General features: G+C 30.1%; 28 protein-coding genes and 1 riboswitch. Of the genes, 10 read left to right on the top strand and 18 right to left on the bottom strand.

The features are described from left to right. Positions 1 to 4: 4 nt before the first annotated feature. The 6 genes from P8F83_RS05580 to P8F83_RS05555 form a co-directional block, all read right to left on the bottom strand. Positions 5 to 1,867, bottom strand: coding sequence for a beta-glucoside-specific PTS transporter subunit IIABC (locus P8F83_RS05580; protein ID WP_326513791.1), 1,863 nt, complete (start codon positions 1,865 to 1,867; stop codon positions 5 to 7). A gap of 183 nt (positions 1,868 to 2,050) precedes the next feature. Then, positions 2,051 to 2,887 carry a BglG family transcription antiterminator LicT gene (licT, locus tag P8F83_RS05575; RefSeq protein ID WP_326513790.1) on the bottom strand — a complete coding sequence of 279 codons (837 nt, stop codon included), beginning with the start codon at positions 2,885 to 2,887 and terminating at the stop codon, positions 2,051 to 2,053. A gap of 314 nt (positions 2,888 to 3,201) precedes the next feature. Then, a complete protein-coding gene (locus P8F83_RS05570; RefSeq protein ID WP_238904089.1) occupies positions 3,202 to 4,371 on the bottom strand; it encodes a toxic anion resistance protein in 1,170 nt (389 codons plus the stop codon). A gap of 9 nt (positions 4,372 to 4,380) precedes the next feature. Continuing rightward, positions 4,381 to 6,063, bottom strand: coding sequence for a vWA domain-containing protein (locus P8F83_RS05565; RefSeq protein WP_286907041.1), 1,683 nt, complete (start codon positions 6,061 to 6,063; stop codon positions 4,381 to 4,383). Between the two features lie 11 nt (positions 6,064 to 6,074). After that, positions 6,075 to 6,806: a hypothetical protein gene (locus tag P8F83_RS05560; protein ID WP_326513789.1), complete on the bottom strand. Its 732-nt coding sequence runs from the start codon at positions 6,804 to 6,806 to the stop codon at positions 6,075 to 6,077. Between the two features lie 272 nt (positions 6,807 to 7,078). Further along, the gene (locus tag P8F83_RS05555; protein WP_326513788.1) at positions 7,079 to 7,270 is read right to left on the bottom strand and encodes a hypothetical protein; all 192 of its coding nucleotides are present in this window, start codon (positions 7,268 to 7,270) and stop codon (positions 7,079 to 7,081) included. Positions 7,271 to 7,639: 369 nt separating this feature from the next. Here P8F83_RS05555 and P8F83_RS05550 point away from each other — a divergent pair, with 369 nt between their 5' ends. Further along, positions 7,640 to 8,554 (top strand): helix-turn-helix transcriptional regulator, encoded by a 915-nt coding sequence (locus P8F83_RS05550; RefSeq protein WP_326513787.1) that lies wholly within the window; start codon positions 7,640 to 7,642, stop codon positions 8,552 to 8,554. Positions 8,555 to 8,620: 66 nt separating this feature from the next. Next, complete coding sequence (locus P8F83_RS05545) at positions 8,621 to 9,421, top strand: SDR family oxidoreductase (protein ID WP_326513786.1); 801 nt, start codon at positions 8,621 to 8,623, stop codon at positions 9,419 to 9,421. Positions 9,422 to 9,632: 211 nt separating this feature from the next. Here the strand turns inward: P8F83_RS05545 and P8F83_RS05540 are convergent, their stop codons facing one another. Then, positions 9,633 to 10,655 (bottom strand): IS6 family transposase, encoded by a 1,023-nt coding sequence (locus P8F83_RS05540; protein WP_326511720.1) that lies wholly within the window; start codon positions 10,653 to 10,655, stop codon positions 9,633 to 9,635. Positions 10,656 to 10,776: 121 nt separating this feature from the next. Between P8F83_RS05540 and P8F83_RS05535 the strand changes: the two genes are divergently transcribed. Further along, on the top strand, positions 10,777 to 11,067 hold the full coding sequence (locus tag P8F83_RS05535) for a Dabb family protein (protein ID WP_326513785.1): 291 nt from the start codon (positions 10,777 to 10,779) through the stop codon (positions 11,065 to 11,067). An 87-nt stretch (positions 11,068 to 11,154) separates the two neighbouring features. Here the strand turns inward: P8F83_RS05535 and P8F83_RS05530 are convergent, their stop codons facing one another. From P8F83_RS05530 to P8F83_RS05515, 4 genes are all read right to left on the bottom strand, one after another. Further along, on the bottom strand, positions 11,155 to 11,718 hold the full coding sequence (locus P8F83_RS05530; protein ID WP_326513784.1) for an N-acetyltransferase: 564 nt from the start codon (positions 11,716 to 11,718) through the stop codon (positions 11,155 to 11,157). Between the two features lie 174 nt (positions 11,719 to 11,892). Further along, a complete protein-coding gene (locus tag P8F83_RS05525; protein ID WP_326513783.1) occupies positions 11,893 to 12,114 on the bottom strand; it encodes a DUF1659 domain-containing protein in 222 nt (73 codons plus the stop codon). Between the two features lie 84 nt (positions 12,115 to 12,198). Next, positions 12,199 to 12,438 (bottom strand): LysM peptidoglycan-binding domain-containing protein, encoded by a 240-nt coding sequence (locus tag P8F83_RS05520; protein WP_326513782.1) that lies wholly within the window; start codon positions 12,436 to 12,438, stop codon positions 12,199 to 12,201. A gap of 24 nt (positions 12,439 to 12,462) precedes the next feature. Then, entirely contained in the window at positions 12,463 to 12,885 is a 423-nt protein-coding gene (locus P8F83_RS05515) for an N-acetylmuramoyl-L-alanine amidase (protein ID WP_326513781.1), read from the bottom strand. 120 nt (positions 12,886 to 13,005) lie between these two features. Here P8F83_RS05515 and P8F83_RS05510 point away from each other — a divergent pair, with 120 nt between their 5' ends. Beyond that, complete coding sequence (locus tag P8F83_RS05510; RefSeq protein WP_326513780.1) at positions 13,006 to 13,572, top strand: sigma-70 family RNA polymerase sigma factor; 567 nt, start codon at positions 13,006 to 13,008, stop codon at positions 13,570 to 13,572. A 177-nt stretch (positions 13,573 to 13,749) separates the two neighbouring features. Here the strand turns inward: P8F83_RS05510 and P8F83_RS05505 are convergent, their stop codons facing one another. After that, positions 13,750 to 13,989, bottom strand: a complete 240-nt coding sequence (locus P8F83_RS05505; protein ID WP_326513779.1) for a hypothetical protein — start codon at positions 13,987 to 13,989, stop codon at positions 13,750 to 13,752. 577 nt (positions 13,990 to 14,566) lie between these two features. On the opposite strand from P8F83_RS05505, the gene P8F83_RS05500 reads away from it, so the two are divergent. The 4 genes from P8F83_RS05500 (at position 14,567) to P8F83_RS05485 (ending at position 15,808) form a co-directional block, all read left to right on the top strand. Further along, positions 14,567 to 14,989 carry a hypothetical protein gene (locus P8F83_RS05500; protein WP_326513778.1) on the top strand — a complete coding sequence of 141 codons (423 nt, stop codon included), beginning with the start codon at positions 14,567 to 14,569 and terminating at the stop codon, positions 14,987 to 14,989. Positions 14,990 to 15,041: 52 nt separating this feature from the next. Beyond that, a complete protein-coding gene (locus tag P8F83_RS05495) occupies positions 15,042 to 15,230 on the top strand; it encodes a YvrJ family protein (protein WP_181602867.1) in 189 nt (62 codons plus the stop codon). A gap of 94 nt (positions 15,231 to 15,324) precedes the next feature. After that, the gene (locus P8F83_RS05490; RefSeq protein ID WP_326513777.1) at positions 15,325 to 15,549 is read left to right on the top strand and encodes a DUF1659 domain-containing protein; all 225 of its coding nucleotides are present in this window, start codon (positions 15,325 to 15,327) and stop codon (positions 15,547 to 15,549) included. Between the two features lie 40 nt (positions 15,550 to 15,589). Next, positions 15,590 to 15,808 (top strand): DUF2922 domain-containing protein, encoded by a 219-nt coding sequence (locus tag P8F83_RS05485; RefSeq protein WP_326513776.1) that lies wholly within the window; start codon positions 15,590 to 15,592, stop codon positions 15,806 to 15,808. Positions 15,809 to 15,907: 99 nt separating this feature from the next. Here P8F83_RS05485 and mgtE read toward each other — a convergent pair whose 3' ends face one another. Beyond that, positions 15,908 to 17,251 carry a magnesium transporter gene (gene mgtE / locus P8F83_RS05480; protein ID WP_326513775.1) on the bottom strand — a complete coding sequence of 448 codons (1,344 nt, stop codon included), beginning with the start codon at positions 17,249 to 17,251 and terminating at the stop codon, positions 15,908 to 15,910. 386 nt (positions 17,252 to 17,637) lie between these two features. Further along, a riboswitch (M-box (ykoK) riboswitch) is annotated at positions 17,638 to 17,799 on the bottom strand. A gap of 253 nt (positions 17,800 to 18,052) precedes the next feature. On the opposite strand from mgtE, the gene P8F83_RS05475 reads away from it, so the two are divergent. Continuing rightward, complete coding sequence (locus P8F83_RS05475; protein WP_326513774.1) at positions 18,053 to 18,412, top strand: helix-turn-helix domain-containing protein; 360 nt, start codon at positions 18,053 to 18,055, stop codon at positions 18,410 to 18,412. Between the two features lie 225 nt (positions 18,413 to 18,637). Here P8F83_RS05475 and P8F83_RS05470 read toward each other — a convergent pair whose 3' ends face one another. The 3 genes from P8F83_RS05470 to P8F83_RS05460 form a co-directional block, all read right to left on the bottom strand. Further along, positions 18,638 to 19,333, bottom strand: a complete 696-nt coding sequence (locus P8F83_RS05470; RefSeq protein WP_326513773.1) for a transglutaminase-like domain-containing protein — start codon at positions 19,331 to 19,333, stop codon at positions 18,638 to 18,640. A 47-nt stretch (positions 19,334 to 19,380) separates the two neighbouring features. Further along, the gene (locus P8F83_RS05465; protein ID WP_326513772.1) at positions 19,381 to 20,133 is read right to left on the bottom strand and encodes a helix-turn-helix transcriptional regulator; all 753 of its coding nucleotides are present in this window, start codon (positions 20,131 to 20,133) and stop codon (positions 19,381 to 19,383) included. Positions 20,134 to 20,206: 73 nt separating this feature from the next. After that, on the bottom strand, positions 20,207 to 20,473 hold the full coding sequence (locus P8F83_RS05460; protein ID WP_326513771.1) for a hypothetical protein: 267 nt from the start codon (positions 20,471 to 20,473) through the stop codon (positions 20,207 to 20,209). 201 nt (positions 20,474 to 20,674) lie between these two features. Between P8F83_RS05460 and P8F83_RS05455 the strand changes: the two genes are divergently transcribed. Next, positions 20,675 to 20,941, top strand: a complete 267-nt coding sequence (locus tag P8F83_RS05455; RefSeq protein WP_326513770.1) for an ABC transporter substrate-binding protein — start codon at positions 20,675 to 20,677, stop codon at positions 20,939 to 20,941. A 218-nt stretch (positions 20,942 to 21,159) separates the two neighbouring features. Here P8F83_RS05455 and P8F83_RS05450 read toward each other — a convergent pair whose 3' ends face one another. Both P8F83_RS05450 and P8F83_RS05445 read right to left on the bottom strand, forming a co-directional pair. Next, entirely contained in the window at positions 21,160 to 21,450 is a 291-nt protein-coding gene (locus P8F83_RS05450; RefSeq protein WP_326513769.1) for an immunity 53 family protein, read from the bottom strand. Positions 21,451 to 21,896: 446 nt separating this feature from the next. Further along, a complete protein-coding gene (locus P8F83_RS05445; RefSeq protein ID WP_326513768.1) occupies positions 21,897 to 22,331 on the bottom strand; it encodes a hypothetical protein in 435 nt (144 codons plus the stop codon). Positions 22,332 to 22,334 lie beyond the last annotated feature (3 nt).

Here is a 22,334-nt window from a genome sequence, read left to right as displayed (position 1 = left end):
TTAACTAAATAATACTTATAATAGTATCTCCAAGTTTTGCTATGTCTAAATTCATTGGTAAAACCTCTAAATAATCCATAGTATTTGTTACTATAACTGGAGTAACTAATTCATAACCTTCTTTTTCTATGGCTTCCATATCAAACTCTACTAAAATATCTCCAACTTTAACCTCATCACCATCCTTAATGTATGAAGTAAAATGCTTACCTTCCAATTGAACAGTATCCATACCTACATGAATTAAAATCTCAACTCCATCATTTGATTTTAAACCTATAGCATGTTTAGTCTTGAATATTGTCTGAACAACTCCATTTATTGGTGATACTACCTTTCCTTCAGTAGGTTTAATTGCAATTCCTTTTCCCATCATTTCTGAAGCAAAAGTTTCATCTTTAACTTCATTTAATGAAATAACTTCTCCGCTTATAGGGCTAGCTATAGTAATTTTATTAACTAAATTCTTTTTTTCAACACTATTAACAACTTCTTCACTTTCAACTTTATCTCTATATAATATTAAACAAACTATAAATGATACAATTACACTTATTACAGCTCCTATGCAGGCATATACAAAGTTGCTCATGGAATCTCCACCAATATAACTTGGAAGTGTTAAAAATCCTGGAGAACCACCTGTATAGTTTGATACTCTAAATAGTCCTAAAAATAATCCTCCCACTGCTCCACCTATCATAGCTGAATATAATGGAGTTTTAAATTTTAAGTTTACACCATAAAGTGCTGGCTCAGTTATACCACAAACTGCTGTAATACCTGCTGATGATGCTAATTGTTTTATCTCTTTATTTTTGCTTTTCACTGCTACCGCTAAAGCAGCACCACCTTGAGAAACGTTAGATGCTAACATTCCTGGATATATTATAGTATCATATCCCATAGTCATACGATTGTTTATACCGATTGGAACTAGTCCATAATGTGTACCTGTCATAACTAATAGTGGAGTTAAACCTCCAACTAAAGTTGGTACTAACCAACCAGCATAAGACTCTAAAGTTTTAATACCTAATCCTATTTTATCACTTACTATATATCCTATAGGTCCTATTACAACTAATAAAGCTACTCCTGTAACCATAGCTGTAATCAATGGTTTTGTGAAAAACTTAATTGCACTTGGTGATACTCTATCTGCTATTGGTTCAACATAAGACATAAACCAAACACCTAATATTATAGGTAAAACACTTGAGCTATAAGATGCTAAAGATATCGGTAAACCAAATAAATATATTCCTGTTCCCGCTTCTTTAGCTGCACCTACCATTGATACAAATGTTGGATGAACTAACATTCCTCCAAGCATCATAGCTAAATATTGATTTGTCTTAAACTTTTTAGCAGCAGAATTTGCAAGAAGTATTGGTAAGAAATAAAAAGCTGCATCAGCCATAAAGTTTATAATCTGATAACTTTGTGATTTAGTTGTTATTAATTTAAAAGCAACTAATAATGAAAGAACTGCTTTCATCATGCCGGCAGCCGTTATTGCTGGTAATATAGGAGTGAATATTCCTGTTATTGTATCTATAACTTTTGCAGAAACTTTACGTTTATCATCCTCTTCAGAATCCTTTCCGTCAGCAACTTCTATATTGGATATTTTAACTATTTGCTTATAGACATTATTAACCTCGTTACCTATAATAACTTGATATTGTCCTCCTTTATCAACAATACCCATAACACCACTTGTGTTTTTTAATCCATCAGTGTTTGCCTTTGTCTTGTCTTTAAGATTAAATCTTAATCTTGTTGCACAATGTGTTAAATTTGATATATTGCCTTCTCCGCCTACTTTTTCTAATATTGATTTAGCTAAATTTTCATAATTCATAGCTTAATTCCTCACTTTCAAAATTTAATATAGTTAAGTTTTGAAGAATTAAGGTTTTGCCTGATCGAATCAGTTACAATCCTATGAAACTTCTGGTTAAAAATTAATTTTACTATTACACCCTCCTTTAATTTATATAAATATGTATAATAAAAACCTAAAGAAAATAACTTCTTTAAAGCTTTATTGACTTTCTTTTACTACTCTTGCCGTATGTACTATAAGATATAATTTCTCTTCTTTTGTAAGCTGGCTATTAAATTTTTGTTTTATAAATCCTTCTATTTTCTTAGTACACTCATAAGACTTTGGATATTTTAATCTAATAATTTCAAATAATTCATTATCATCATCTTCATAGTATTTACCATTAACCATTCTTTGTGCAAAAAATTTTAAATGAGTAATAAATCTATAATAATTAATAGACTCCTCATCAAAGTCAATATTAAAATGATATTTCACAATTTTTAATACTTCGTTTATTAAGTTTATAATATCTACTATTTGTGGCATGTCTTGATTCAACTCACCATTTAAAATATGCATAGCTATAGAAGCAGCCTCATCTTCTGGTAGGGTCATATCTATTTTATCTTTTATGATTTTCAACGCCTTAATTCCAATATCAAACTCTGGTTTATGAAGTCTCTTTATATCCCAAAGCATAACATTTTTCATCTCTAAATTATTATTATATCTGTTTATAGAAAAGCTTATATGATCAGTTAGTGTTAAATATATATTTTCATTTAGTTTCGTATTTAACGTTTCTTCAGCATATTTTATAACCTCTTCAGAAACCTCTAAATATTCTGCTGGAATGTCATTAACTAAAGTAATTAATTTATCATTTATGCTTTTGTTTTTTAAAACAAATATCTTGTCTATTTTCTCTTCATCAATCTCATCACCTTTCTTTTTTTGAAAGGCTATCCCTCTTCCCATAACCACAGACTCTTGATTATCTTCATTTTTAATTGTAACAACATTATTATTTAACACTTTGCTTATTAGCACATCCCTAATCTCCTTTACATCAAATTTCCATTAGAAACATTTATCCACATAATAGTAGTTTTTAAATTATAGAAAGAATTTATTCTGTTTTTAAATAAAAATAAACCCAAATCAACATCAAACAGCTATAACCATAGGCTATAACAAGTTTGGTATCAATTTAGGTTTTGCCTGCATTCCAGTAACAATCCTTAAATGAATTCATATTTAATATACAATTATATTAATATAATCTGTAAACATTGTCAACATTTTATTTAAAAAGAACTATTCTCAGGCTTAAATACTGAGAAATAGTTCATAATTAACATATTCTAAAATGAAAATTTATCTCCATTTTCAAACTTATTTATTGCCTTTTCACCTGATTCTGTAAGTTTCTTAAACTTGTCTATAGTTTCTCTCATCTTAGGCAATGCTTCAAGCTTAAACTTACTTACATCATCTATAGCTGTTAAACAATTATCGAATGACTTCTGCAGATCTTCTACAGATATGTTTGAGTTAACAGCCTGTTTGTGAATATCTACCCCTTGTGATTTTATCATTTCAGAAATACCAACAAGCATAGCTCCTGTTGTTTGGTTTACTGCCTCTATGGTTTTAATAACTATCTTTTGATTATACAAACCACTTGCAAGCATAGCTCCTATACTAAGGGCTGACATAGAAACTAGTTTTGCTCTATCTACCCCTATCATTAATTCTTTGTTGTTTCTTTTAAATAATTCAATCGATAATATACCTTGTTGGTTTACTGTTAAAACTTCCTGCATAGTTATTAATCCTTGTTTTAGTGGAAATTGAATTTCTTCCATTACAAATTTTATCTTTTCAGGATCAACTCCATTACTACTTGCATCTTGTATTTTCTTTTCAAGACAAAGATCCATTGCTGTTAATAACTCTATCTCTGATTTTAGTTTTTTAGTAAGTTTTCTCATTTCTATTTCTTCGTTAGTCATTGTTATAATATCATTCTCTAAAGTTTTTTTACCTTTATCTAAAGCTTTAGATATATTCACTAAAACATCACTAGCTTTTTCATATTTTGCAAAATAGTCTTTTATAGGATTAAATAGTTTTGATAATAAACCAGTTTTATTAAAGTCTATTAAAGATGGATTTAAAGCCTTCATTTCTTTGTTTAAATCTAACAGACTTTTAGATATAACATTATCTTTGTCCTCTAGTGTAGCTAACTTCCCAACAGAGATACTTAACATAGAGTTTCTTTTAGCTGAAGCTTCCATAGTATCTCTACCAAACTCTATTATTGGATTTATGAAACTCTTTCTAGAATCCATAGATAAAATATCAACATCAAAAATACTATTTATATTTGCCTCAGCTCTTTTTTCAAGTTCTGTTTTTACTTCCTCAGAAACTTCTAACTGCTTATCAATCTCTTGTTCCAAAACCTTTATATCTGGAGCTTTTGGAACTCTATCTAAATCTATTGTGGCATCCATTGTAAAACCCATAATAACCTCCTACATTTGTGCGTTAAATAAATTGCTTAACTTATAGATAACATCTTCTGAGTCAGCATTTATACTAGCAGCTTCATTTATACTAGATAATACGTTTAGAGCATCAATGTCAGCATTATAACCAATTGTGTAAATAGGTATTTTAAATGCTTCTATAACAGGTGTTATCTTATCTAAATTAAGGCCTCTATTTTGTTCTCCATCACTTAATACAAAAAGCATTAACTTTGCATTAGGATTTTGCTCCTTAGCTTCTAATAACATCTTTGTAGCAACTAATACACCATCATTAGTTGCAGTTCCCCCTACTGCATTTATATCCTCAACCGCTCCTGTAAATAAGGATCTTTGGTTTAAATCAAACTTACCTATAGGTAAATTAATCTCAACATCATCTGAATAACTCACTAATCCTACAGATGAATTATTACTTATATATTGCGAACCCTTGATTAATGACTCTTTTAATTTAGTCATAGGTTCGCCTTCCATACTTCCTGACTTATCAGCTACAAATACTGCAACTATATCTTGTCCTGAATTTTTCTTATCTTTCCATATTTTCTGCGCTCTTATTATAGTGTCACCAGCTGGCATACTAACTTCTGACTTATAATTATCTAACTCATTAAAGCCATAGTCTTTTGCTAATTTCTGACTATCACCACTTTTACATAGTTTTACAAACTCATTTAAAATAGATTTTTTCTCATCAGTTAAATTTCCTATGCCATATAAAGGATTATCATGTCTTAATCCAAATGGAGTAAATGCATAGCTGCTAAATAATTCTGGAGAGTTTTTGTAAGTTTGATATTCCATTATAAAACCATCCAAAACCCCAGATGCTGCTGACTCCCTCATTTGTAAAGTTGTATAAGCAACAAAAGGTATGTTAGCTTGGAACTTTTCAAATTCTGATACAGCTGAATCACTCAACAAGTTAGTATCAAAGCTATTTAGTGTTGATACTAGAAAATTTAAACCTGTAGCACTTTGAAATGGATTTGTATAACCCATTGTTAATTCACCATTTGCAACAGCCTCAGTTATTACCTTTAGATTAACAGATCCATATTTTTTAATTAGTTCATCTTTTTTACTTGATGATAGAAGAACTCCTGGAACATTCCCTAATAATCTTTCCTCTACAGTATCTACTTTAATGCCTTTAGCTTGAAGCATTTTTCCCCATAAATCATTTGAAGGAGTATAAGCATCAGGAACATATTTTCCTGAAGATATATAATCCATACCTTCACCAGATGAAATTGCCCTAATTTTTACAGATACCTTTTTCCCATTAACAACCACACTTGAAGAGTTAAATTTGTTAGCCATATCTAATAGCCAAGCATCATTTCCGCTACCAGCTTTTTCAGATGAGGAAAATATCTCAACAAAAGTATCAGTTGTATTTTCAACCTTCACTGGATACTTATCTATACTTGGAAGTGTGTCACTTAAATTATTACTTTCTAAAACTACAGAAGCTTTTCTTGCTCCAACTTCTTTATAACTAACCTTTTTTAACAACTTGTTCATTGTTTTACTTGCATCTTCTTCAGATACCTGTGTATCAGATTTACCCAAATTTTTAGTTAAAGATACTCCACCATATACCACAGCGAAAACGATTCCCGCTATAATGATAAATGTTAATACGTTCTTTAAAATTTTCATTATTATCCCCCTTACTTATAATGCTTTATATTATTTATTAATTCATCCAAATGCTTGATCTCTAACATATTATCTAAATCGCCTTCTGCATTATCTAACTTACATAATTCAAACATACACTTGTCCAATCTTAATAATATCTTGTCTCCTTGTTCAATTGAGGTTTCTATATCTGATAAGTATTTTTGATACATCTCTAATCTTTCATCTATAACCTTATCATCTCTATTTTTATCTTCTCTTTTTAATGTATTATAAGAATCCTCATTAAAATTCTCTATCTTAGTAGCTGTTCTTTTCATCATATCAAAATAAACAAACTCCATAGCTTGTATAGTTTGATAAAACTTTGAATAACTTAAACTATTTTTATCAAATCGCTTTTCTAAATCCTCTAATATATCGTCCTTTAACACTGTATAGGAATCTATTTGATTAATAAGAGTTTTTATAGTTTTTCCAAAAGATTTCTTGTATGTATTATTATTTAATATCTTAACAACATCCCTCATAGTCTCAGCTTTTAATTCAACAGATGAATCTTTTTTAGCAAATAGCAAACTATAATTAAGATATATAAATACAAATATAATCATCAACAATAAGGTTATTATAAGTGATTGTGATATCAACCCAGTTGCTTTACCAAATAAATTTAAAAGCCCTGGAGAAAACAATACTATAGCCGTCAAAGCTACTACTAAATTATATACTACTAACTTTGTAATTGTGTTTTTACTCAAATTCTCCCCCCCAAATTAAAAATATTTTTAATTTCTCCTATGTACTCCTTAATTAGAAATCATATAATTGATACTTTATAGCAGAATTAAATGTAAGTGTTAGTAAATATAGTTTATTATATAATTCATAGTTCTTTCAATACTGAAACATGAAAAAAGACTAAATATTTCTATAAATATCTAAATAATTCCTTATTTTAGTGGTAAAAATATAAAAATACACAAGCAACTGAATCATAATGACTCAAGAACTTGTGTATCTTATTTTTTAACTATCCCATCCCCTGCATTTCCTTTTTCTTATTTTCAACAAAATATATTTTCATAAGCTTTGGGCACATTCTTTTACTATTTACAATTTTTATCTCTTTGCCTAGAGCAATCATTTTTCTTTTGAATTTTTCTAGAGCAGTTTCATCTGTTTCCCCATCTAATAATTGCAGAAATTCAACTTCACTTTTCATTAACTCACCACCTTATTTATCCTACCTTTTAAAGTATCCCTTAACTTTACCTTATTTAACTTCTGATAATTAGAAGTATTCATTTTTTTAAATCCGATAGATTTATATTATTCTTTTGGCTTCTATTTCGTTACAACTTTTCACTTTAATAATTATATATGATGATATAGCCTTAATTTCCTTATAATTATCGTAATGTTATAAAATTTCTAGTTTTGTTATTTTCTCATTTACTACTGTAAAATGGAAGTCCAAAAGAAACGGATATGGTAATCCTGTTTTATCAAAATGTTTATTTATTAGAAAAACATATAATATGACATGTTGTAGTCATATTATATGTTTTATATTTAAAACGAGGTGATATTTATGCAAATAAGTAGGTTATTCCAAATTATATACATTCTGCTTAAAAAGAAATCTGTGACCGCTGGAGAACTGGCTGAACATTTTGAAGTATCTGTGAGAACTATATATAGGGATATTGATGCACTGTGCCAAGGTGGTATTCCCATATATACAAGTCAAGGTAAAGGTGGGGGAATCTCTCTTATTGATGACTTTGTACTTGATAAGTCACTACTTTCAGAAAAAGAACAGGATAAAATCTTGATGGCTCTTCAAAGTCTATCAGCAGTTCAATATCCTGAACTTGATAACGTGCTATTAAAGCTTAGCGGGCTCTTTAGAAAAAATAATATAAACTGGGTTGAAGTCGATTTTTCTAATTGGGGAAGCAATAAAAAACAACAACAGATTTTTGGACTTCTTAAAGGTGCAATACTTGAACAACTAGTTGTTACTTTTTCTTATTTTAATATATACGGAGAAAAAGAATATAGAAAGGTTGAACCTTTTAAATTGATTTTTAAAGATAAGGCTTGGTACTTACAGGGATATTGTCTGCGAAAAAGCGCCTCTAGAACATTTAAAATAAGCCGTATGTCTGATATTTATATTACTGAAGAGTCATGTTTACGCCAAAATTCTCAGGAGCTTTTGCCTAAGTCTGCAAAGGAAGAAGCTAATGAACGGGTTAAACTAACTCTTAAAATATCAGCTGAAGGAGCTTACCGTGTATATGATGATTTTAGTGAAGAAAATATAATAAAAAATATTGACAAATCTTATACTGTAATTGTCTCCATGCCCTATGGTGAGTGGATTTATAACTATCTCTTTTCTTTTGGTACAATGCTAGAGGTTATAGCTCCTCAAAGTATAAGGAATGAGATATCACTTCGTTTAGATAATATGGTGAATAAATATCATTCTAGAACCTGACGTACTGTAGTCAAGTTATATTAGCTATACTAAACAAGACAACATAAATTAGGGAGGAATCTAAGTATGGGAAATACATTATCAACATTTGATATGAGCAAAGAATTTGAGGGTAAAAGGGTACTTGTAACAGGAGGAACCAAAGGGATTGGAAATGCTATTGTTCACCGTTTACTCAGTGCTGGAGCAAGTATAATGACTGCAGCTCGAACTGTTTCAGAAGATTTGCCTGATTCTGTTGGATTTATTCAAGCTGATGTCAGTACACCAGAAGGCACAGAAAAAATAATTAAGGATACTCTTGAAAAACTTGGAGGATTAGATGTACTAATTAATAATGTAGGAGGTTCATCATCTTCAACATCTGGAGCTTTAGCCCAAAGTGACGAAGATTGGATGAGTACATTTAATGCTAATCTTTTTGCTTCTGTACGCTTGGATCGTGGATTTTTACCAACTATGATTAATCAGCATAAAGGAGTTATAGTTCACATATCCTCAATTCAGCGCAGGCTTCCAGGAAATATGACAGTGGCATACTCAGCAGCAAAAGCAGCTCTTACTAATTATAGTAAAAATCTAGCCACTCAATTTGTATCTGAAGGAATACGAATCAATACAGTAGCCCCAGGTTTTACTGAAACAAAAGCTGCCGAGCGTCTTATTGAAAGAATGTCACAGAATTCTGGAAAAGATTATAACGGTGCTCGTCAAGAATTGATGGATGCCCTTGGTGGTATACCTCTTGGTCGTCCAGCAAAACCCGAGGAAGTTGCAGAACTTGTTGCTTTTCTTGCTTCAGATAGAGCTTCCTACATTACTGGATGTGAGCATACTATTGATGGTGGTATAATTCGAACCATTTAAAAACTATTTAACGATACTAAAAAATATTATGAACCCTAAACTATACGTATTTCTAAATAGATTCTGTTAGGTTGTTATGAAAAAATAGCTTAACATTTCGTAGAATTACTCGTTCTTTGAAAATTATATAAGTTTGAATAAATTTTTGTATGGCAAATAAGCCTACAAAAAGTTAGATTTTTGCAGGTTAATCAAAGATATTAAGTTGAGATTAAGCAGCGACAAACCAAGATTTACGATCAATGCTATTGCTAGCGAAGCCTGCAACTTCAGCAGGTGTGAGATTATTTAATGAACCATGAGGCCTAATGAAATTATAGTGAAAGACAAATAAGTATATTAAGTTATTTGCTTTCTCAAAAGAGTTAAACCCTTTTTTAGCTTTATACCAAGCTTTAAATGTTTTGTTAAAAGACTCAATTAAATTGTTTGATATGTCGCTAGACATAGGAGCAACAGGCACATGCTTGTTTTCGCCCAATAGCTTCGCTACAGCTTGGTTATATGAAGGTAGTCTATCAGTTATAAAGTTTGATGGCATTCCAAATTGTTTAGCTTGGTTTACTAGTGTAAATGCTGAATCCTCACTACGTGATTTGGTTAGATGAAAAGCTAAAATAAATCTCGTTTCAGAGTCAATAGCTAACCATAAATAATAGCGTTCACCATTTATAAAGACCACTGTTTCGTCAGCATGCCAATCGTCAGATTGGAGATCTAGCTGCTCTTTAAACTTATCAGCTTTTTGTTTGAAAAAAGGTGCAAACTTTTGAGTCCAACTAGCTATTGTGACATGAGAAACCTTTATATTTGAAGTTACGAAAAGGAACTGTGAAATAGTTCTTGTTGATGAGTTGTTTAAAAAATATAAAGTTAATGCAGTCAGAATAGTATGGAGTGGAAAACGCATACCTTTCATAGAAAGGGAACCGGTTAGGTTTTCACTGGAGGCATCATCTATATTTAGGTTATGGTGATGAACAATGATATGATTGCACTTCTTATTACCACATTTATAGCGATTATAGTGTTTATAGATGTGATGCAAGAAAGTTGCTTTACCACACTTTGGACATCTTGGATATTTAGATGTTACCCGCTTTCTGACGGAGTCAGGTGCGAATTGTCGCTTACACTTTTTACATTGATATTTTTGATTAGCCTGCTTATCTAAACCAAACTTATATAGTTGGTCAGAGTTACAACGAGGACATTTTACTTTTGTTTTGTTCATTGCGCTTCTCCTTTCAAGGGGGACATTTAGTTCTAGTCAAACTTATTGTATTTCCTAGGATTGAGAAGAGCAATGTTCATATAACTTAACAGAACGTCTAAATATTACAGGAGGTAAAAAAATGATTGTAAATAATGTACTTTTGAAATTAAAAAATAATGATACTGAAAATATTAAAAAGGCACAGGAAGTTCTTTTAGGTATGAAAGGAAAAATAGAAGTTCTTTTAGATATACAAGCTGAAATGAATATTCCTCCCAGTCAAACAGCTTATGACATAATTCTGATTACTAAATTTGAATCACTGGATGATATGAATGCATATCTTATTCATCCTGTCCACCTAGAAGTTGGAAAGTTTATAGGAGATGTTTTAGACACACAAACATCAGTATGTTATGAAACTAAATAAGAACTGCTTAATGCAGTTCTTATTTAGTTTCATATTATATTTTACTACAGCATAGGAGCCTTTACTCATTTAAGATTAGAAATCTATCTAGTTTTTAAGAACGAAATAGGAATCATACTCTGTTCCATCATGACCTATTAACTTTTCATCTGAAGCCTGAAATCCTAAGTTCTTTAGAGCCATGATCCTTTCAGATGCCTTTGATATAGCTTTAGTAGCCACTTTATCACACTTAAATAAATCAAATGTTTTAGGGATTATTAAAGATAAAATATTTTCAATTTCTTCTACCTTCTCATAATCACTTCTCAGGTCTAATCTCAATAATCCACATTCAGTAAAATAATCCTTACTAGTTCTATGAAACAGTTCTATTGTTCCAATAGCAGAGTTTTTATTTTTATCTATAATAGACCATCTAACAAAACCTTGTCTATCGTATTCAAAATGCCAATAATCAATAGCATCTTTCATACGCTTCTCTGTCGTATAATAAAAATCATCTCCTCCACAATTATCACTATTAAATAATAAAACCGCTTTTTTATCAGAATATACTTTCAGTAAATCAATACAGTCTTCATTCTCAACAAATTTAAGCAGATATTTTTCATTTTCATATGTAGGGCATGTTTCATATACACTTAGCATTTTTTATTCTCCTCTCTAATACTTTATTATTTATAGATATAGATAACTCACCTACTTTTATTTTATAATAACTATTGCCATAATTCTACATATTGTCTTAATTGACTTTTAAGATCAAAATAAATTGTAAAAAAGATGTGGAATCATTTAACTCCACATCTTTTCCTCTTTTTCTTAAACATTAAATAGCTCAAATTTATTTTCTTTTGAAACGCTATAGGTCTGTGTATCAAGCACTTGTCCTATAGCGTTTCCTACATCATATAAAGCTTCATCTGTAGCATCTTCAGATAATTTTGAATATCTTTGCTTCTTGTAGACATCTTTTCCTTCTTTATCTAGTCCGCTTTTATATTCCACAACTAAAGCTAGTGAAGTTAAAATTGATTCTGTCATATTCCTCACCTCCTTTCATTCTGTAGTTAGAACACACGTTTGCATTCTCCTTTTTTTTTGGTATAATTTTCATATAGACAAATTTTACTTAACTCTAATTCTTTGACCAGGATATATTAAATCTGGATTCTCGATATTATTTAGAGCTATTAGGTCTTTTACCGTTGTGAAGTAGATCTTTGACAATGTCCATAAGTTATCACCCTTTTTGACAACATGATATATTCCCTCATCTTTAGGTTGTACGACAGTTTGAATGTTAAAGGCTTTTTTAATTCCTAAAAATATTGCAGTTGCCATAGCCTCAGAGTTATAAATTTGCATATCATGTTCACTATCGCAAAAGGCTCATTCAACTAGAATTGCAGGCATTTTAGTATTTTTTAATACAAAGAGATCACCTCTAGGTTTTACCCCTCTATCTCTAAAGCCTAATGAAACAATCTCTGGAAGTATTACCTTTGCAATATCTAATCCCTTACTGCCTGGATAACAAAGAATCTCGGTTCCTTGTGCTCCTGGAAAAGCATTATGATGAATGGATATAAAGAAATCTGCATTATAATTATTAGCTGTAGTTACCCTTTTGTTTAAAGAATCATAAAGACTTGAAGTGCTACTAGGTAAACATTTGATAACCTCAATACCTGCATTTAAGCATTTACTAATAAGACTATTACCTACATCAAGATTTAAATTATCCTCTGACTTAATTCCAGATGCTCCTAGGTCATAACTGCAATTATGACCAATATCAATGGCTAGTTTCATTTAATCACCCCTATAAATAAATACACCAATGCACCATATAAATACCACATTGTATTTAATTAAATTCCTACTAACTTGTGCAGGGTGTTTTCTAAAAATATTAAATTAGAGGTTATGAAAATGAACTTAATTGAAAATGAAAGATTAGCTGTACTAGCTAAGATGGGAAATGATCATGCAAAAGAGGATTTGGCTAATAATTTTAAGCCCTTTATTCTAAATTTATGTAAAAAAACCTTTCTAAATGGATATGAATTTGAAGACGTCCAAAATGAATGTTATAAAAGCCTTTTTAAAGCACTGAATAAGTACAATCCAGAGAACAAGAGATTTGTAGCCTATGCCACCAGATCAATAAAAAACGCTTTATCTAACCTAATAAGGAGTTCAACTAGACATGAAAAGACTGATAGTAGATCAATTCTTACTCTTACAGATTGCTTGGAACACACATTAGCTTATGATATAGACTTTGTTGAAGATGAACTTTTCCCTAAGATAGAAATTTTAAATCTTAAGGCTGCAATAAGAAAATTATCTAAAGAAGAAAAAGAACTTATTGAGTTTGTTTATATAAAAAATCAACCATTAAAGGCATTTGCAAAACAAGCTGGTATACCTTACTCCACATCGATGAGGATGAGAAACAGGAGTTTAGAAAGACTAAAGGAGATAATTGGTGGGTAAAAAAATTTGCACAAGACAATTTGTCTTGTGCAAATTTTATATCTACCATAAATTTAATTCTTCCATTTTATATATTCTGATTTAATGAAATTAAATTCTTATTACTGGATTAATTCATCATAAAAATAAATACTGCTTAAAAGAATCTTCTCCCTTCAAGCAGCATCAATAATAATATTAAAACTTAAAGCTCCCAACAACTTCAGTAGTACTATCATAATAATCCTTAGCTAGCTCCTCAATTCCATCACATATACTTTTGAGATTACATAAACTACAATCTTTAATTACTCCATTATCAAGCAAAGAGCAACTTAAATTATCCTCGTAGGTAGAATTTCTGATAGCTAAAGCTAACTGCATTTTATCAAAGCTCTGGCTATTGTGGTTTGAAATTATAATTTTATCTTTTATCATATAGACACCTCTCCTTTTTCTCTAATTAACATTAGACAAAAAAGAAATACACTACTGACCTGTAGAAATTTCGACTTTGGAGAAACTTCATTAAATTCATTTCACCTATGCCCTTTAGAAATTTTTTTCAAAATTTTATTAGAGTTCTGTATTAAGTAGCCTCATTGAATTCATTAACTAAATGATTTTCCATTATCAATTCTCTACAGCATTTAATTTCTAGAAGTATTTTAATGAAGGCTGCACTTATATTTTGTAGAGACTTCTTCTCAAGTCTCACTAGACTCCTTTTAGGAACGTCTTCTACAGAATAGATGTGTATATTCTAAAAAATAAAAAAATAAATATTCTGAATAAGATGCACACTTCTATACTGTAGGAGTGCTCCTCATCTCCATTAAATTCCTTTTAACATTATCACTGTAGAAGCTATTTCTTAGCTTCTTTCATATTCCTCCATATTTATGCGCCTTAAAGCTATTTATAGCATGAATTTTATAAGGCCTTAAAAGAACCTTCTACAGTATTTAGGTGTATATCTTTTTTAGATATATTCTATAAAATAGGAGATGTTATTATGGTAAAAAAAACTTCTAAGAAAAATGAAAATATAATTGATTTAGGATTTGAAGATTACGTTGAAGAAAATGGATTTAGTGATGTTATCTCTGGAACACCTGTATCAAGTTTCTCTTTTACAAATACTTATACTGAACCAGTAACCTTTAACTCAAAACCTTCTTTAGCAGCTGAAACAAATTTAATTGATAATCGTGTAGGTAAGCCCTGTGCTAATGGAATTATCCCTCCTATTAACAATGAATATTTTGATATTAAACGCACTTACATTTTTAGAAAATCCACTGTTAGGAAGCTTAATGAACTTAAAGCCATGCATCCTGATATTAACGCCTATTTAAGCAGTATTTTAGATGAAGCTATAAATCATTATTATGATTTCATTACTAAAGAAAATGATTTTAATAAATTATACTCCTAAGAGGATAATTATAATGTAAAAAGGTGTATTACTTAATTGGAGGTGATTTTCTATGGAAATTAATGATCTTGTGACTCTAATAGGAAATGTGGGTTTTCCCGTTGCTATTAGTGCCTATTTATTAATTAGACTTGAGAAAAACATAGCAGGCTTAACAGCATCTATAAACAAGCTAAATACTATTATTTCAACTAAGCTTGGTGTTGTTATAGATAGTGGAAATGATGATAAAATTGCTTAAGAAAAATTTCTAAAAGTAGTTATTCTAGGGATTAGTGGTGTATTTATATTATGATTAACCTGATGAATTAAATTATTTAAAGGAGGTGATACATATGGCTGTTAGTAAAGTTTTAAGTTCTACTTCTCTTGCTATTGAAGTGGAGAATGGTGTTAATGGATCTGGCGAAGTTATTTATAGAAAGAAAAACTTCTCAGGTATTAAGATTAATGCTTTACCTGAAAATGTATTTGATGTAGCTGAAGCCATCAAAGGTGTTTTGAGTAATCCTGCTCGAGATTACTTTTTAAATGAAACATCAAAAATTGCTAATGCTTAAAGTTTAACCAAAGATTTTATTATAGAAAGGAGATGAAATTATGGAATATTCATTATCAATGACTTTTGTTACTGAAACTGGGGACAAGGTTTCCATGACAGTATCTGGAGTTAAGAGTGACATAAGTCAGGCTGAGGTATCAACTTTAATGGATACTATTATAGGTAAAGATGTTTTCTTAACTAAGAATGGATCATTAGCCTCTAAGTATTCAGCTCAATTAACTCAAAGAGAAGTTACTAAGTTTGACTTACAGTAATTTAATCTATTATAAAAGAGAGTTCAGTTTTTTAAGCTGAGCTCTCTTATTTTTAAAATACAATTTCCTGACATGAAAACATCCATCGTTTCCTAATCTTCACAATAAGAATGGCAAAAACATTTTTGCTAACCCTAAAAATAAGAAAAATCCAAAAACGTCAGTAGCAGTTGTTAAAAATATTGCTGATGCCAATGCAGGGTCTACACCCAATCCTTTTAATAACAAAGGGATTAAAAAACCAAAGAAGCCTGCTATTACCAAGTTTCCAATCATTGCAGCGAAGATAATAATTCCAAGATACGGGTTATCATATTTCATATAAAGTATGATTCCCGTAATAACTCCTGTAGCTGCTCCATTAATTACACCAAGCCCAACTTCTTTAAAGACTAATTTCCAACTCTTTTTTAAGCTAACTTCTCCAAGAGCAATACTTCTTATTACCACTGATAATGTTTGGGTTCCTGCATTTCCTCCCATTCCAGCAACTATAGGCATTGCGGCTGCTAATGCAACAACTTGTTCTATAACATCCTCAAATAAACCAACAGTAAATGCTGCTAAAAATGCTGTCCCAAGATTAATAAATAACCAAGGTAGTCTCTTTTTAACAGATGTTATAAGTGAGCTATCCACTCTCTCTTCTTTACTTACACCACCCATCATCAATATATCTTCTGTTTGCTCTTCTACGATAACATCAATTATATCATCTACAGTTATAATACCAAGTAAAGAATTTTTGTGATTTATTACTGGAATAGCCTTTAAATCATATTTTGAAACAAGCAGAGATACTCTTTCCTGATCTTCTTCTGGATTAACAGAGATTATATTATCATTCATAATCTCTACAAGTTTTTTATCCTCATCAGAAATAAGTATATCCCTTAAATCCGCAGTCCCAATTAATTCCTTGTCTTTACTCAATACAAATATTGTCTCAATTACTTCTGTCTTAGGTCCAATTTCTTTAATTTTCTTTAAGGACTCTCCAATTGATAATTCTCCTTTTAGTGCTATATATTCTGTCGTCATAATACCACCAGCACTGTCTTCATCATAACCTAATAGTTCTTGCAACTGTTTGGTATCTCCAGTTTTCATCATCTTTAATAAATTTTTTCTCATCTTAATAGGGAGATTTCCTAAAATATCTGCTATATCATCATTGGACATATAAGAAAACAAATGTACTATAGACTTAAAATCAAACAATTTTATAATTCTAACTTGTAACTCTTCACTAGCCTGTTCTACAATTTCCGCCATTAACTCATTATCTATTTGCTCATAAAACTTTAATAAACTTTCATCATCAAATTCTTCTATGAGAATAGCAATATCTATAGGATACATATTGTCAATAATTTCATATATTTTTTCTTTATCATTTTCTAATACACTATTTATAAGTGCTTTTTGTCTTTCTTCAATCATATTTACGCACCTCTCTTTAACTTAAATCAATTTTGAATATTGAATCTAGTTTTTTATATTCCTAGCATTTCCATCTTTGATAATTCAGATATAGTATTATATCTAAATGCTTTATATCGCTCATTATAAATTAAAATTTGAAAAATATTAAAACTCCAAAGCGAATAATAACTATTATCAATAAAAGAATAGGATTGAAGAGAGGTTATAACAAATAGCTAATACGAAGTAATCAGAACAGAAGACAATCTCTTAGATCTGAACTTCATACAGTTATTTGTAATATTAACCTCGCCATCCATATCACTAGGCCCATCTTCCATTCTGTACACCTCCTTAAAATAAAAAAACTTCATCATAAACTTGAATATGATGAAGGTATTATAAACAATACTTTCTCGTTCAAGTTTTAGCTCTACTAGGCGGTGAAGTTGCATTAGATTAAACCTTCTTTGTTCGGCAGAATCTGTTGACCAATGCAGAATGTTTCCATCCTTTTACGGCAGCAACCCATATCCTTGTAGTAGCCTCACCTACCGAGGATTATTAAATTCATTAAAAGTATATTCTTTTAGTATTATCTTGTCAATATTTACTTTCAACTTATAAAAAACATACTCCATATTATTCTAAAAGTCTAATGTTTGCTACACTCTCATTTCTTTTTGCATTCTCACCTTAACTTAAACCTAGATTTACATTCCTCCTTTAGATTATTTTTGATATTTAAAGCTTACGCCTAAATATGAACTTGCTAAGAAAGTTTAGCAACTGTTATAATTTAACAATGGAGGGATTGTTATGAATACTTTTGGTAAAAGAATAAAAAGCTTAAGACAAAAAATGGGATTAACTCAAGTAGAACTAGGTAAAATACTTAATGTAACTGATCTTGCTGTAACAAAGTGGGAAAGTGATGCTATCTTACCTAATACGATCACTTTAATCAAAATTGCAGATTACTTTAATGTATCCATAGACTACCTGCTTTGTAGAAAATATATCTCATATATTAGTTCTGGTAATAACGTCGTTAAAATTCATGAAAAATATCCTTATAATTTATCACCTGAGGATGTTGAAAGATTAATTAATTATCTTAGAGACATAGGATTTGATATAGACAGATTAATTAAAAAGATAAAGGAATCTAGTAAGTAGTCCTTTATGTGCTTGAGGTTATACTTATTGTTATCTATGTTAAAAACTAATTCCTGTTAGAAGAGAGTTCATTTTTAGCTAATTGAATCAAAACCCTCTCATTCAAGCAAATAGACATAATAAAACCCCAGAGCATTGCCTGGGGTTTGCGCGGAACAGACTTAGACATGATTCAATTCTGAGAATTATAATTTATCAGTTTCCTATTTATGTTTATATCTTATGCTAGTCACGAATTCTTTCTACATTGCGATTCATAAGTTTACGTCCGATATTCCGATAAATCCATTTTTTTAGCGGCGTTAACTGTTGGTGATATTTCTCAAAAAATTCATCAGGTGAATCGAACACACCGAAATCCTGGTTTATACCCTCTTTTTGGATGTAAGTATCATTAGCATTCCACTCTACTTGTGGATTTTGAAAGTTATCGGTAGCTGCACCATAGCCACAAAAACTGGTTTTACAATCTTTAAACTTTTCTTGGAGCTTTTTCAAATATTGGCTGTCCAAAATGAACCCCTCTATATTATACCAATTATCTTTATACTGAATTTCAACCCAGCTATGAATAATACTTTTGGGAGCAAACTTATAAATTATTCCTGTCATTGCACCTTTTTGCAATTTCTTGTCAATGGTAAAACCATGAATCCGACAAGGTATTCCAACTGCCCTCAGAAGTACCATAAATAATGTTCCCTTTGTATTGCACTGGCCATAACCATCATTTAAAACTTCGGATGCAGGGATAATATCATCTGTATTATAGCCAAATGCAATATCGTCGCGTACAAAATTATAGATTTTTAGGATTTTTTGAAAGTTATTATCGTTTATCCATTGCTTTTCCTTTATCAATCTCTGTATTGATTTATGGTTAAAATTCAACATTTGAGTTTCTTGCAAGTATTTATTCATTGTGTAATCCTCCCTTTTGGTTTAATTACACTTTACCAAAGTACTCATCAAAAAACTTTCAAAAACTCGCTATTTCTTATAATATTTGTTGCAGACATCCCAGTCATCATTTTATTTGTGTATGCAAGATGAGACGGACTGTCAAAACCTGCATTTAGTGCAGATGTCGTTATGTTTTCACCATTAAAGATTGACTCATACGCCCTCTGAAGTTTGTGTAAAACAATATAACTTTTAAGCGGAATACCTGTTTCTTCTTTGAACAAATGCGCTATGCGACTTTCAGAGAGCCCAACTTTTTCGGAAAAATATTTTATCTGATGAAACTCATTTTCATATACGCAATCATCCAAGAGATTCAGTACTTTCATAACACGGTCATCAAAAATTTTCATATTACTATAAATAAACTGAAAGGGAATGCTCTGAGCAAAGGAAAGAATAGCCTCATGACTGTTTTGTTCAATCACATTTTTGAAAGCCTGCTGCATAACTATATTTTTTTCATGTGGGAAAATATAAAAAGGTTGATCCATTAATAACCCTCTCATAGTACGCCCAAGCTCTGTTGTAGGATCAACTAGTATAGTGAAATGATGTTCCCCTTCTGCGTCAAACCTATGCAGTGTATCCATGTTTACAAGAATAGAATTGCATACTATACGTTTTCCATTAACTTCAATATTTAATTCCTTGTGACTGCCGAGAAACATTTGTAATAACCAGTGCTTATGATAATCTGCTTCTATACTACTTGAAATTGCCATAAAATTTCTGCCATATTTTATAATATAGTTCATCACATCACCTCCGAACTTAAAGTACAGATACTTAATAAATTAACTTAATTATAAACTATAGCTATCACATATATTATCTATACCTCAAATTATGCATATACAGTGCAAAAATCAAAAAAATACCCATAGTCATAAAGAAACTAAAATGAATTATATTTTTCTTTTTCTGATTCAAATTTTTCCCTTTATTTATAATCTTATTATTAACTATTCCTAACATTATTAAAAGTATTGTAAAATTATATTGATTATCCAATATGGATCCTATAGTCATATATAAGACAAAAGCGTCTAAAATAATAGCTGATCTAACTGGATTTTCATACATTGATGATTTCATTGCTCCCCCTTAGCTTTACAGTTTTTTGTTATGGACTAATTGTAACATATTTTCCCATAATCTCACTACCAGTTCTTTAAGGATTAAGTTCTAAATATTATACTTATGTTTTTCTTCCTTTTTATTTCATCAAAAATTAACATTAACTCCCACAAAATCATATTATAAATTAGATTGATTTTACACATTGGAGGATATTAAATGAAGAAACTGAAAGCTTTTTTATCAATTATTCTGACTTTTGTTTTAATACTTACTGTAGGCGGCTGTACTAAAAAACCTTCTGAGGGAACTAAAGATCTTACTAAGGTTAGATTAAATGAGGTTGTTAGATCAGTTTTTTATGCACCTATGTATGCTGCTATAAATAACGGCTACTTTGAGGAAGAAGGTATTGAAATAGATCTTTCGACTGGACAAGGTGCGGATGCAACATGTACCAAAACGCAAGAGAACAACTATAATTAATAGTTGTTTTTTTTGTGTTTATATTATATTCAAGTTGCAATTCAAATACTATAAATATATTTCTGTTCCGTTTTTACTCTAATTCTTGTAGTTAGCTCTCTATGTTTTTCTAGATAAAGATAGTTTTATCTAATCAATTTTAAGACTTATTAAACCCTACAATTAATTTAAAATCTTCATCTTTAAAATTGATTAACTGGTTAACACAATTTGTGTTACTAATTTTCTACCGCCCATTCCTTAAATAAGATTATTATTCTTTCTAGCTTATCAACACTTCCTCTTCCTCTAAAAACATCATCCACAACACTACAATGTATCCAGTCATCGTCACTATTATATATCTGTATTGTATTAAATAACTTTCCCTCTAAACTAGTTTCTATTAAATCTATATCAACACTCCAACCAGGATTATCGAGAGTATCAATTTTTATCCCATAACAATGTTCCCAATCTCCATTACAATTATTTTTATACCAATCATTTAGCCACGATATGTTATTCACTCCAATTTCTCCTTTTTCATAAATATTTATTGAATCTTATAGCACTCCAAAGCAAATGGATATAAACTTTGCTTTACACAGTTTTATATATGTATAATCTAACCGTTTTTGAGATCAAGTTTGAGCCTATTGTTAACTTTTCCCTCTGGCTCTTCTTATTGTGTTTTTCTCTGAGGAACTAGAACTTATTACTAGGCGAAGTACTATCCAAATAACTTATATATGTCTTAGAATAAATATTTTCAACAATCCCTTGTATACCTGCCTACTAAACCCATTCCTATATCCACATAAGATATTAATATATGAATATCTTACATTAAATTCATTTCACCATTATATTATTCACATTTAATACTACATATTATCTAAATCAAATTAGAACAGACATGCTATTATGATAGCATGTCTGTATTAAATCATTGTTAATAAATTATGAATACAATTTATTTTATAAAATCATCAATTCTTACATCTATTGAAACTTTCTCATTTACCTCTACTTTATCTAATACCATTTTGATTAATTTTTTATAGTCTTTTAACCCTGCATTAATAGTTATCTCTTTTCCTCCAAAAGTTCCGTATCCTATCCTAGCCGCTTTAAAAACTCCCTTAGGATTCAATACATATATTCTTATTACTTCATCCCATGGTATTTCTTTTCTTATTCTCCTTAGTGGATTAGCATATACAATTTTATCTTCCTTTACTTCAAAGTATTCAAACATAGCAAACAAATAAAAAATTGTTGCTGTAAATACTGTAACTCCAAGTAATAATCTGTAATCTAGTCTACTATCCAAATATATTATATAAATAAAAAGTAAAATAACCATGAAAAACGGAATTGTAAATATTCTCTTATTTTTAAATTTCATTTA

Source organism: Clostridium intestinale (genome assembly GCF_035905475.1).
Lineage (GTDB): Bacteria > Bacillota > Clostridia > Clostridiales > Clostridiaceae > Clostridium_T > Clostridium_T intestinale.
Note: the sequence above shows the minus strand (reverse complement) of the source record. Positions and strands in the feature narration are given on the sequence as shown.